Here is a 12,590-nt window from a genome sequence, read left to right as displayed (position 1 = left end):
GCTACACGGAGATTCGGCTTTCGAAGATCGCGCACGAGATGCTCGCCGACATCGACAAGGAAACCGTCGATTTCGGCCCCAACTACGACGGCAGCGAGCGCGAGCCGCTGGTGCTGCCGAGCAAGCTGCCCAATCTGCTGGTCAACGGCTCGGCGGGCATTGCGGTGGGCATGGCGACCAACATTCCGCCGCACAACCTCAACGAAGTGGTGGACGCCTGCCTGCACCTGCTGCGCCACCCTGAGGCGACCATCGACGAGTTGATGGAGATCATTCCAGCGCCGGACTTTCCCACCGCGGGCATCATCTATGGCATCAACGGCGTCAAGGACGGCTACCGCACCGGCCGCGGCCGGGTGGTGATGCGCGCGAAGTGCCATTTCGAAGACATCGATAAGGGCCAGCGCCAGGCCATCATCGTCGATGAGCTGCCCTACCAGGTCAACAAGAAGACGCTGCAAGAGCGCATGGCCGAGCTGGTGCATGAGAAGAAGATCGAGGGCATCAGCCACATCCAGGACGAGTCCGACAAGTCCGGCATGCGGCTGGTGATCGAACTCAAGCGCGGCGAAGTGCCCGAGGTGGTGCTCAACAACCTCTACAAGCACACGCAACTGCAGGACACCTTCGGCATCAATATGGTGGCGTTGGTGGACGGCCAGCCGCGGCTGTGCAACCTCAAGGACCTGATCGTCGTGTTCCTCGAGCACCGGCGCGAGGTCGTCACCCGGCGCACAGTGTTCGAGCTGCGCAAGGCGCGCGAGCGCGGCCATGTGCTCGAGGGCCTGGCGGTGGCGCTGGCCAACATCGACGAGTTCATCCGGATCATCCGCGAGTCGCCCACCCCGCCGGTGGCCAAAGCCGAGCTGATGCAGCGCGCCTGGGACAGCGCCTTGGTGCGGGAGATGCTCACCCGCGCCAAGGCCGACGGCGGCACGGTCAACGCCGACGACTACCGCCCCGACGGCCTGGATCGCGCCTACGGCATGCAGGCCGACGGCCTGTACCGCCTCTCGGAAACGCAGGCGCAGGAAATCCTGCAGATGCGGCTGCAGCGCCTCACCGGGCTGGAGCAGGACAAGATCGTCGCCGAATACAAAGAGGTGATGGCGCAGATCGACGACCTGCTCGACATCCTGGCGCGGCCCGAGCGCGTCTCCGCCATCATTGGCGACGAACTCACCGCGCTCAAGCAGGAGTTCGGCCAGACCAAGCTCGGCGCGCGCCGCAGCGAGATCGAGCATAGCGCGCAAGACCTCTCCACCGAGGACCTGATCACCCCGACCGACATGGTGGTCACGCTCAGCCACACCGGCTACATCAAGAGCCAGCCGCTCTCGGAATACCGCGCCCAGAAGCGCGGTGGGCGCGGCAAGCTGGCCACGGCGACGAAGGAAGACGACTGGATCGAGCAGCTCTTCATCGCCAACACGCACGACTACATCCTGTGCTTCTCCAACCGCGGGCGGCTGTACTGGCTCAAGGTGTGGGAGGTGCCCTCGGGCTCACGCGGCTCGCGCGGCCGGCCCATCGTCAACATGTTCCCGCTGGCCGAAGGCGAAAAAATCACCGTGGTGCTGCCGCTCACCGGCGAGTTCCGCAGCTTCCCGGCAGACCACTATGTGTTCATGGCCACGCGCATGGGCACGGTGAAGAAGACGCCGCTCGACGAATTCTCGAACCCGCGCAAGGCCGGCATCATTGCGATCGACCTCGATGAGGGGGACTACCTCATCGGTGCCGCGCTCACCGATGGACATCACGATGTGATGTTGTTCTCCGACGGCGGCAAGGCCGTGCGCTTCGACGAGAACGACGTGCGCCCGATGGGCCGCAACGCCCGCGGTGTGCGCGGCATGATGCTCGAAGAAGGCCAAAGCGTCATCGCGATGCTGGTGGCCGAAGACGAGACGCAAAGCGTGTTGACTGCGACCGAAAACGGCTACGGCAAGCGCACGCCCATCAGCGAATACACCCGACACGGCCGCGGCACCAAGGGCATGATCGCCATCCAGCAATCCGAGCGCAACGGCAAAGTGGTGGCAGCCACGCTGGTGCGTTCTGACGACGAAATCATGCTCGTGACCGACCGCGGCGTGGTCGTGCGCACGCGGGTTTCCGAAATCCGCGAGATGGGTCGGGCCACGCAGGGCGTCACCCTGATCGCGCTCGATCCGGGCGCGAAGCTGATCGGCCTGCAGCGCATCGTGGAAAACGATGCCGCGCCCCTCGCATCGGCCGACGAGCCGGCACCGGAAAATGGGTAAAGGCGGCACTCCGCGCCTGAAATTCCTTTTTTGATAGCAAAGAACGTATATTTCACGCCGGCAAAGCCCGGAATTGAAGCTAAATTGCTCATGAGTCGCCCTTACAACTTCTCCGCCGGCCCCGCCACCATGCCCGAGGAGGTGTTGGCGCAGGCCGCGGCCGAAATGCTCGACTGGCACGGCAGCGGCATGGGCGTGATGGAGATGAGCCATCGCGGCAAGGCGTTCATGAGCATTTGCGCGCAGGCCGAAGCTGACCTGCGCGAACTGCTCGCGGTGCCAGAGCACTTTCGCATCCTGTTCATGCAGGGCGGCGGCCTGGCGGAAAACGCCATCGTGCCGATGAACCTCTCGCGCGGCGGCACGGTCGATTTCGTCGTCACCGGCGCCTGGAGCCAGAAGTCGCACAAGGAAGCGCAGAAATACTGCCACGCCCAGCTCGCGGCCAGCAGCGCCGACAGCGGCTTCACAACCATCCCCGATCCCGCCAGCTGGCGCCTGAGCCGCGGCGCGAGCTACCTGCACCTGTGCAGCAACGAAACCATCCACGGTGTCGAATTCCACGAGCTGCCTGACCTGCGCGCCCTTGGCAGCGACGCGCCGCTGGTGATCGACTTTTCCTCACATGTGCTCTCGCGGCCAATCGACTGGCAGCGGGTGGGATTGGCCTTTGGCGGCGCGCAGAAGAACATCGGCCCGGCCGGGCTCACGCTCGTCATCGTGCGCGAAGACCTGCTGGGACATGCTTTGGCGATCTGCCCGAGCGCCTTCGACTATCGCACCGTCGCCGACAATGGCTCGATGTTCAACACGCCGCCGACCTACGCCATCTACATCGCAGGCCTGACCTTCCAGTGGATCCAGCGCCAGCGCGAGGGTGATGCGCGTGGCGTCGCCGCCATGGAGCAGCGCGCCATCGCCCGCTCGCAGTTGCTCTACGACGCGATCGACCGCTCCGAGGTGTTCTACAACCCCGTCGATCGCGCGCATCGCTCGCGCATGAACGTGCCCTTCTTCTTGCGCGAGCCCGGTCCCGATGGCGCCGCCTACGCGCGTTTCCTGGCCGGGGCCGAGGCCCGGGGGCTGTTGCAGCTCAAGGGCCACAAATCGGTCGGCGGGCTGCGCGCCAGCCTTTACAACGCCATGCCGCTGGCCGGTGTGCAGGCCTTGGTGGACTGGATGCGCGAATTCGAGCGCACTCAGGCCTGAACGTCGCCACAAGACCCCTCTCCATGGCTCAAACCCCCATCCAGTCCGAAGCGCTCGCGGCCCTGCGGCAGCAGATCGACGCGATCGACCAGCAGCTGCTCGACCTGCTCAACCAGCGCGCCCGGGTCGCCGAACAAGTCGGTGAAATCAAGCGTGCCGAAGGCTCGCCGTTCTTCCGGCCCGACCGGGTTGCCCAGGTCATCGCCAAGGTCCAGGCGGCCAACCCCGGGCCGCTGCTCAATCAGCATGTGGCTGCGATCTGGCGCGAAATCATGTCGGCCTGCCTGGCGCTCGAGACGCCGCAGCGCGTCGCCGTGCTTGGCCCCGAGGGCACCTTCACCGAGCAGGCCGCCATCGAATACTTCGGCAGCGCGGCCAACCTGATTTACTGTTCGAGCTTCGACGAGGTGTTCCACGCCACCGCTGCGGGCACCGCGCAGTTCGGCGTCGTGGGCATGGAGAACTCGACCGAAGGCGTGGTGGCGCGCTCGCTCGACCTGTTCCTGCGCTCGCCCGTACACATCGTTGGGGAAATCAGTCTCTTGGTGCGGCACAACCTGCTGCGCCAAGTCAATTCGCTCGACGGCATCGAGGTCGTGCTGTCGCATCCACAGGCCTTGGCTCAGTGCCAGAACTGGCTCAGCCAGCATCTGCCGCATGCCGAGCGCCGCGCCGTCTCGAGCAACGCCGAGGGCGCACGACTGGCAGCCGAAAACCCGGCCTACGCCGCCCTGGCCAGCGAGCGCGCCGCAGGCCAGTTCGCGCTGCACATCGTCGCGCACGCGATTCAGGACGAGGCCTACAACCGCACCCGCTTTGCCATCATCTGCCTGCCGCAAACCATGGCCATGCCGCCCGCGAGCGGCAAGGACTGCACGAGCCTGATCGTCTCGGTCCCGAACCGCCCCGGCGCGGTGCACGACCTGCTCGTGCCCCTCAAGAAGCACGGCGTCTCGATGACGCGCTTCGAGTCGCGTCCGGCCAAGTCCGGGCAGTGGGAGTATTACTTCTACATCGACCTCGCCGGCCATCCGAGCGAGCCGCATGTCGCCCGAGCTCTGGAGGAACTTCAAAGCCTCTGCGCCTTCTACAAAATGCTGGGTGCTTACCCCGTCAGCGAAACCTGAGCGCCATGAGCCAGACCGCCATGTTCGAACAGTTGGGGCTCATCGGCTGCGGCCTCATGGGCGGGTCTTTTGCGCTGGCGCTCAAGCGCGCCGGGCTGGTGCGGCGTGTGGTCGGCTACAGCAAGTCGCCCTCGACGACCGAGCGCGCGCGCCAGTTGGGCGTCATCGACGTCGAAGCCCCTTCCGCGCTGCTGGCCGTCTCGGGCGCAGATTTGGTGCTGATTGCCGTCCCCGTGGCGGCCACCGAGGCCACCCTGAAGGCCATCCGGCACATCCTCACGCCCGAGATGCTGATCATGGACGTGGGCTCGACCAAGGCCGGTGTCGTGCAGGCCGCGCGCGAGGTGCTGCGCGAGCAAGTCGGCAGCTTCGTGCCTGCGCATCCGATTGCCGGCCTCGAGCGCGGCGGCATCGAAAACGCCGACCCGGACCTCTACCGCGATCGTCAGGTCATCCTCACACCGATCGAACGCACCCGTACCCATCAGCTTCAGCGCGCCCATGCCGTCTGGAAGGCCATAGGCTCGCACGTCAGTGAGATGTCACCCGACGCCCACGATGCCGCTTTTGCCGCTGTGAGCCACCTGCCGCATGTGCTGGCCTTTGCCTTGATGAACGGCATCTTGGGCCAGGCCCAGGCCGCGCAATTGCTGTCGCTCGGCGGGCCGGGGTTTCGGGATTTCACCCGCATTGCCGCCAGCGACCCCAAAGTCTGGCGCGACATTCTGCTGACCAACCGGAGCGAGTTGCTGCGCCAAGCGCAGGCCTTCCGCGGCGCCCTCGAAGCATTCGAGCAAGCCATCGCCGCCGGTGACGGAGAAACCCTCGAAAAGCTCATCGGCACGGCCAGTCAAGCCCGCGCCCACTGGCGCATCAGCTCGGGCAAGCCGCATTTCTGACGGAGCGGACCGCGAACCGTCGCCGGCCCACCCGGATTCCACGCGCATGTACACCACCGAATTTCTCGATCTTCCGCCCCTGCGCTCGGCCGGGGGCACGGTCCAACTGCCCGGCTCGAAGAGCATCTCGAACCGCGTCTTGCTGCTGGCTGCACTCAGCGCGGGTACCACCCGCATCCGCGACCTGCTCGACTCGGACGACACCCGGGTCATGCTCGACGCGCTGCGCACGCTCGGCTGCGGCGTCGAAGCCGAAGACGCACACACCGTCCGGGTGACTGGCCTCGGCGGGCAGGCGCCCCGCAGCCCGGCCAAGCTCTTCCTCGGCAACGCCGGAACGGCGATGCGCCCGCTCACCGCCGCGCTGGCTGTCTTGGGGGGCGACTTCGAACTCAGCGGCGTGCCGCGCATGCACGAGCGCCCGATCGCCGACCTCGTCGACGCGCTGCGCCAGATCGGCTGCAGCGTCGAATATCTCGGCCAGGAGGGCTACCCCCCCTTGCGGATCGGCCGGCCACGCGCGCGCCAAGTGCAGCAACCCATCCGCGTGCGCGGGGACGTCTCGAGCCAGTTCCTGACCGCGCTGCTCCTCGCCGCCCCCCTGCTGAGCACCGAGAGCGACGTGGTGTTCGAGGTCACCGGCACGCTGATTTCACGCCCCTACATCGAAATCACTCTGAACCTGCTCGAGCGTTTCGGCGTGCAGGTACGGCGCGAAGGCTGGTCGCGCTTCACCGTGCCCGCGGCGAGCGCCTACCGCACGCCGGGCGAAATTCACGTCGAAGCCGATGCGTCGTCGGCCTCGTACTTCATCGCCTTGGGCGCGATCGCTGCGACGGCCGAGCGGCCGGTCCATATCCAGGGCGTCGGTGCGGCCTCGATTCAGGGAGACATCCGCTTCGTCGACGCGGCACGCCTCATGGGCGCGCAGGTCGAGAGCGGGCCCAATGATCTGCGGGTGTCGCGCGGTGCGTGGCCGCTGCGCTCGATCGACCTCGACTGCATCGCCATTCCCGACGCCGCGATGACGCTGGCCGTGCTCGCACTCTTTGCCGACGGCCCCTCGACGTTGCGCAACATCGGCAGCTGGCGCGTGAAAGAGACCGACCGCATCGCGGCCATGGCTCAGGAACTGCGCCGGCTGGGCGCGCGCGTCGAAGAAGGCGCGGACCTGCTGCGCGTGCATCCCCTGGCTGAGGAGGCGTGGCGCGCGGCCTGCATCCGGACCTACGACGACCACCGCATGGCCATGTGCTTTTCGCTCGCCGCGTTCAACCCGGCCGCCCAGCCCGTGCGGATCCTCGACCCCAAGTGCGTCGCCAAGACCTTTCCGGATTATTTCGAAACGCTGTTCCAAGTCGTCGAGGCCCAACCCGGCGCCATCCCGGTGCTGTGTATCGACGGGCCGACCGCCTCGGGCAAGGGCACGCTCGCAGCCGCCCTGGCCGAGCGCCTGGGCTACCACTGGCTCGACTCGGGCGCGCTGTACCGACTCACCGCTCTGGCCGCACAGCGTGCGGGTCTGGCCGTCGAAGAAGCCCAGACGGAAGCGATCGCTGCGCTCGCACGCGCACTGGACGTCGAATTTCAAGGCGAGCGTGTCTTGCTTCGGGGTGAGGATGTGAGCGCAGACCTGCGCACCGAGGCCATCGGCCGCGACGCGTCCAAAGTCGCCGCATGGCCGGCGGTGCGCGCCGCGCTGCTGCAGCTGCAACGCGACTTTCGCCGCCTTCCCGGTCTGGTCGCCGACGGACGCGACATGGGCACGGTCGTTTTCCCCGATGCGACGCTGAAGGTTTTTTTGACGGCCAGCGCCGAACAAAGGGCCGAGCGCCGCTATAAACAATTGATTTCCAAGGGCGTTTCGACTACACTAGACGCCGTTTTGGCCGACCTTCAGGCGCGGGACGCGCGGGACATGTCTCGCAGCGCCGCGCCCTTGAAGCCCGCCGACGACGCATTGCTGCTGGACAACTCCACCCTCACGGTCGAGGCTTCGGTCGAACGGGTGTTGGCCTGGTGGCAAGAACGGTTGCCGTTTGGCGATTGCCTCGCGGCTTCCTGAGCCGGCCTCCTGGGCTGGCTCTTTTTCCGGTCCACGTCATTCTCCTCGCGCGATGCGCACCGGTGGCGTGGTTTCTTCAACCCAACCGCGGGACCCTCCGCAAACAACAGTCACGAACAGCCTTGCAAACGGGGCCTTTTGCTTCCGTAAAACCTGCTCGTGCATCAGGAAACTCCATGTCTGAATCTTTTGCCGCCCTTTTCGAAGAATCCCTCAAGCGCACTGAAATGCGCCCGGGCGAAGTCATCACCGCCGAAGTCGTGCGCATCGAGCACAACTTCGTCGTCGTCAACGCCGGGCTGAAGTCCGAGGCGTATGTGCCCATCGAGGAATTCAAGAACGACAAGGGCGAACTCGAAGTCCAGGTCGGCGACTTCGTCTCGGTGGCCATCGTGGCCCCCGAAAACGGCTACGGCGACACCGTCCTCAGCCGTGACACCGCCAAGCGCCTCGCTTCGTGGATGGCGCTCGAAAAAGCGCTCGAGACCGGCGAATTCGTCACCGGCACGACCACGAGCAAGGTCAAGGGCGGCTTGACCGTGATGGTCAACGGCATCCGCGCCTTCCTGCCCGGCTCCCTCGTCGACACGCGTCCGGTCAAGGACCTCACGCCGTATGAGAACAAAACGATGGAGTTCAAGGTCATCAAGCTCGACCGCAAGCGCAACAACGTCGTGCTGTCGCGTCGCGCGGTGATCGAGGCTTCGATGGGCGAAGAGCGCGCCAAGCTGATGGAGACCCTCAAGGAAGGTGCCATCGTTCAGGGCGTGGTCAAGAACATCACCGAATACGGTGCTTTCGTGGATCTCGGCGGCATCGACGGCCTGCTGCACATCACTGACATGGCCTGGCGCCGCGTGCGCCACCCGAGCGAGGTGGTTCAGCCGGGTCAGGAAATCACGGCCAAGATCCTCAAGTTCGACACCGAGAAGAACCGGGTCTCGCTGGGCCTCAAGCAGCTCGGCGACGACCCCTGGCATGGCGTTGCCCGCCGCTATCCGGCCGGCACCCGCATCTTCGGCAAGGTCACGAACATCGCCGACTACGGCGCGTTCGTCGAGCTCGAGCCCGGCATCGAAGGCCTGGTGCACGTCTCGGAGATGGACTGGACCAACAAGAACGTCGCGCCCAACAAACTGGTGTCGCTCGGCGACGAGGTCGAAGTCATGGTGCTCGACATCGACGAGGACAAGCGCCGCATCAGCCTGGGCATGAAGCAGTGCAAGGCCAACCCGTGGCAGGAATTCGCGCAAAACACCAAGCGCGGCGACCGTGTCAAGGGTCCGATCAAGTCGATCACCGACTTCGGCATCTTCATCGGCCTGGCCGCTGGCATCGACGGCCTGGTGCATCTGTCCGACCTGTCGTGGAACGAGCCGGGCGAAGTGGCCGTGCGCAACTACAAGAAGGGCCAGGAAGTCGAAGCGATCGTCCTCGGCGTGGATGTCGAGCGTGAGCGCATTTCGCTGGGCATCAAACAGCTCGACTCCGATCCGTTCACGACCTTCGTGTCGGTCAACGACAAGGGCTCGGTCGTGACGGGCAAGGTGAAGTCGGTGGACGCTCGCGGCGCCGAGATCGATCTGGGCCAGGACGTCGTGGGCTACCTGCGCGCCAGCGAAATCTCGGCCGACCGTGTCGAGGACGCGCGCAACGTGCTCAAGGAAGGCGACGAAGTCACCGCCGTCATCACCAACATCGACCGCAAGACGCGCAACATCCAGCTCTCGATCAAGGCGAAGGACTTGGCCGAGCAGCAAGAAGCCATGCAGTCGCTCAGTCAGCAGTCGTCGCGCGAGAGCGCAGGCACGACCAACCTGGGCGCTTTGCTGCGCGCGAAGATGGAAAACGCCGGCAGCGACAAGAGCTGATGGGCCGCCCGCTAAGGCGACGCTGAATCAGTTCCCGCGATGGTGCGCGAGCGGCCGCGGGATGGGATGCGAGGCGCAAACCGCAGCCATAGCCGCAGCTATGGCGAGGATTTGCAACGACCCAGACCGCCCGCAGCCGGGATGCGCAACGCGCGAGGGACTTGTTCAGCGTTGCCCTAAACGCGGGCTCCACCGCGGGATGGACCTGCTGCCGGGTGCAGCACCCCCATCCCGCGCACTCACCGGACTTCCGCCCGGGCAACGCACACAGATGTTGTCCTAAACTCGGCGGAAGTCTCTTTTTTATGGACCGATCCTTCCTGGTGCGCTGCTCATGACCCGTTCCGATCTCGTCGAAAACCTCGCAGCCCGCTTCGAACATTTGACCCAAAGCGACGCCGAAGCGGCCGTGCGCACCCTGCTCGATGCCATGACGGATGCGCTGGTGCGGGGACACCGCATCGAAGTCCGCGGTTTCGGCAGCTTTAGCGTCCATCGCCGCGCGCCGCGCATCGGCCGCAACCCGCGCTCGGGCGCCGAGGTGCAGATTCCGGAGCGCCGCGTGGCGCATTTCCGACCCGGTAAAGCGCTGCGCGAAGGGGTGGATCCGACGCTGGCCAAGTCCACTCCGGCGCGTGCAGGCTCCACCACCGACTGACGGCCTTTCTCGATGAAAACCGCGCTTCGAGTCCTGCGCTGGCTGGTCAACGCGGCGCTGTTCTTCACGCTGTTTGCCTTCGCGCTCAACAACGCGCAGGAAGTCAACGTCCACTTCTTCTTTGGTCATCAATGGCAGGCGCCGATGGTGCTCGTGGTGTTCAGCGCCTTCACGGTCGGCGTGATCGTGGGTGCCGTCGGTATGGTTCCGCGTTGGTGGCGCCAGCGCCGGGCGGCTGCGCGGCACCGTGCGGCGTCGGCCCCGGCCTCTGCACCGACCCCCACCCCGCCCGACGTCGAGCGCGTTCATGACCATTGACCCCATCTTGCTGCTGATCGCGGCGCCGCTGGTCTTCGCACTGGGCTGGCTCGCGTCGCGACTGGACCTCAAGCAGCTGCGGCTGGAGGGGCAGCGGGCACCGAAAGCCTATTTCAAAGGACTCAACCACCTGCTCAACGAGCAGCAGGACCAGGCCATCGATGCCTTCATCGAGGCGGTCCGTGACGACCCGGACACGTCCGAGCTGCATTTCGCCTTGGGCAACCTGTTCCGGCGGCGCGGCGAATACCAACGTGCGGTTCGGGTTCACGAACATCTGCTGGCACGCGGCGACCTGTCCGAGGCCGACCGCCAGCGTGCGCGCCATGCGCTGGCACTGGACTTCCTGAAGGCCGGGCTGCTCGATCGTGCCGAAGAAGCCTTTGCCGCACTCGACGGCAGCCCTTTGCAAGCGCAAGCGCGGCTCGGGCGGCTTGCGATTTACGAGCGCACGCGCGAATGGGCCCGCGCGGCGGCGATGGCCGAGTCCCTCGAAGGCACGGGGCTCGGGAGCTTTCAAACGCGCCGGGCCCACCACACGTGTGAATTGGCCGCCGAGGCGCTGGCCGAAGGCCGCACTGCAGATGCCCACCGCCTGCTGAGCGAAGCCCAACGGATCGCGCCCCAGGCGGCGCGCCCCCGCCTCGACCAAATCCAATTGCTGCTGCGCGAAGGGCGGCCCACGGAAGCCTGGGAAGCGCTGCTCGATCTGTTTCGGCGTGTCCCCTCCGCAGCCCCACTGGCGGCTCAGGCAGCCGTTGCCGCGGCCCGGGGTTGCGGCCAGGTCCCGGAAGCCGCCGAGCGCTTGCGCGCGCTGTATCAGGCGCATCCGTCCATCGATTTGCTCGAGGCCCTCGTGGCGCTGAACCAGGACGTGCTGGGCGACGAAGCACGCGCGCGGCAGGCCTACGTCGAACACCTGGAACACACGCCCTCGCTGATCGCGGCAAGCCGCTGGATCGCCGGGGAAAAGCTCGAGCACGAGCAATGCCACCCGCTGGTGCAGCGCGCGCTCGACCAGGCGGTTCGACCTCTGGAGCGTTACCGCTGCGCCGCATGCGGCTTCGAAGCCCGCGAGCACCACTGGCATTGCCCGGGCTGCCAGGCCTGGGACAGCTATCCGCCGCGACGGGTTGAGGAACTTTGACACAACGCACGTGGGCGCAGACGGTCAACGCGCAATCACGGTGTTCCGTTAATCTAGGTGAACCCGGTATGTCGCCGGGTTTCCAACCCGAAGGAGCAAGCATGTTGAAGAAAATCCTGGCCATCCTGGCCATGTTGTATGCGATGTCGGCTTTCGCGGCCGTGGACGTGAACAAAGCCAGTGCCGCCGACCTCGACAGCGTCAAAGGCATCGGGCCGGCGATTTCGGCCAAGATCATCGAGGAACGCAAGAAGGGTCCGTTCAAGGACTGGAACGACCTCGTCTCTCGTGTCAAAGGCATCGGCGAGACGAGTGCCGCCAAGCTCTCCGAAGCCGGCCTGACGGTCAACGGCGCCGCCTACCCGGGCGCGCCGGCCAAGGCAGAGGCCAAGCCGGCGAAGACCGATGCCAAGGCCGCCGCTGCCGACGACAAGAAAGCCAAAGTCGACAAGAAAGCCAAGGAAGAGGCTAAGGCCCCAGCGGCCGAAGAGAAGAAAGCCAAGGCCGAAGAGAAGAAAGCCAAGGCCGAAGAGAAGAAAGCCAAGGCCGAAGCCAAGCAAGCCAAGGCGTCTGCCGCCGCCCCTGCGGCAAGCGCGGCCAAGAAGTAGTAATTCAGCCGCCCCAGAGCCTGTGCGCCCCGCGCGCGTCGGCTCGCCTCCGAAACACCCGCCCAGGCGGGTGTTTTTTTGCCTTTTCTGCTGGGACGCCGGCGTGAAATCGGGCAGCTACGCTCACGTTTCAGGAGCAAATCCACCGCCGCCTGAGGTGTGGACCTCGAACACGTCGCCGCTCGCCATCGCCACGCTGTCGATGTGGCCGAGGGCTTCCACCCGGCCGTCGGCGCGCAGCACGCGGTTGAGCCCGGGCGCGCCGCTGGCGCCACCCGCGAGACCGAACGCCGGGTACACGCGGCCGTTGCTGAGGATGCTCGCCGTCATGGGCGCGAGGAAGCGCACGGCCCGCACCGCGCCGTCACCGCCCGACCAGCGTCCCCGGCCGCCGGAGCCACGGCGGATCTCGAAGCGCTCG

At 66.1% G+C, this 12,590-nt stretch carries 11 protein-coding genes; 10 read left to right on the top strand and 1 reads right to left on the bottom strand.

Going from position 1 to position 12,590, the window contains the following annotated elements:
- The 10 genes from gyrA to JHC36_RS05660 form a co-directional block, all read left to right on the top strand.
- The coding region (gyrA, locus tag JHC36_RS05705; RefSeq protein ID WP_287916935.1) for a DNA gyrase subunit A at nucleotides 1-2,267 on the top strand (2,267 nt) is incomplete at its 5' end.
- Between the two features lie 90 nt (nucleotides 2,268-2,357).
- Complete coding sequence (gene serC / locus JHC36_RS05700) at nucleotides 2,358-3,476, top strand: 3-phosphoserine/phosphohydroxythreonine transaminase (protein ID WP_287916932.1); 1,119 nt, start codon at nucleotides 2,358-2,360, stop codon at nucleotides 3,474-3,476.
- A 23-nt stretch (nucleotides 3,477-3,499) separates the two neighbouring features.
- Nucleotides 3,500-4,603: a prephenate dehydratase gene (gene pheA / locus JHC36_RS05695; RefSeq protein WP_287916929.1), complete on the top strand. Its 1,104-nt coding sequence runs from the start codon at nucleotides 3,500-3,502 to the stop codon at nucleotides 4,601-4,603.
- Nucleotides 4,604-4,623: 20 nt separating this feature from the next.
- Nucleotides 4,624-5,502 (top strand): prephenate dehydrogenase, encoded by an 879-nt coding sequence (locus JHC36_RS05690; protein WP_124221124.1) that lies wholly within the window; start codon nucleotides 4,624-4,626, stop codon nucleotides 5,500-5,502.
- A 46-nt stretch (nucleotides 5,503-5,548) separates the two neighbouring features.
- Nucleotides 5,549-7,567, top strand: coding sequence for a bifunctional 3-phosphoshikimate 1-carboxyvinyltransferase/cytidylate kinase (locus tag JHC36_RS05685; protein ID WP_287916926.1), 2,019 nt, complete (start codon nucleotides 5,549-5,551; stop codon nucleotides 7,565-7,567).
- 122 nt (nucleotides 7,568-7,689) lie between these two features.
- Entirely contained in the window at nucleotides 7,690-9,438 is a 1,749-nt protein-coding gene (rpsA, locus tag JHC36_RS05680; RefSeq protein WP_287916923.1) for a 30S ribosomal protein S1, read from the top strand.
- 334 nt (nucleotides 9,439-9,772) lie between these two features.
- Nucleotides 9,773-10,096, top strand: coding sequence for an integration host factor subunit beta (locus JHC36_RS05675; protein ID WP_287916920.1), 324 nt, complete (start codon nucleotides 9,773-9,775; stop codon nucleotides 10,094-10,096).
- 12 nt (nucleotides 10,097-10,108) lie between these two features.
- Entirely contained in the window at nucleotides 10,109-10,414 is a 306-nt protein-coding gene (locus tag JHC36_RS05670) for a lipopolysaccharide assembly protein LapA domain-containing protein (RefSeq protein ID WP_124220330.1), read from the top strand.
- Nucleotides 10,404-11,561, top strand: coding sequence for a lipopolysaccharide assembly protein LapB (gene lapB / locus JHC36_RS05665; protein ID WP_287916916.1), 1,158 nt, complete (start codon nucleotides 10,404-10,406; stop codon nucleotides 11,559-11,561). Before JHC36_RS05670 ends, lapB begins: the two co-directional genes overlap by 11 nt.
- A gap of 101 nt (nucleotides 11,562-11,662) precedes the next feature.
- Nucleotides 11,663-12,169 (top strand): ComEA family DNA-binding protein, encoded by a 507-nt coding sequence (locus tag JHC36_RS05660; protein WP_287916914.1) that lies wholly within the window; start codon nucleotides 11,663-11,665, stop codon nucleotides 12,167-12,169.
- A 123-nt stretch (nucleotides 12,170-12,292) separates the two neighbouring features.
- Here JHC36_RS05660 and JHC36_RS05655 read toward each other — a convergent pair.
- Nucleotides 12,293-12,590: hydantoinase B/oxoprolinase family protein (locus JHC36_RS05655; protein WP_287916911.1), on the bottom strand; the 298-nt coding region annotated here is incomplete at its 5' end.

It is taken from the genome of Tibeticola sp., from assembly GCF_022759015.1.
Classification (GTDB): Bacteria; Pseudomonadota; Gammaproteobacteria; order Burkholderiales; family Burkholderiaceae_C; genus Tibeticola; species Tibeticola sediminis.
This window is presented reverse-complemented; position numbering and strand designations above follow the sequence as displayed.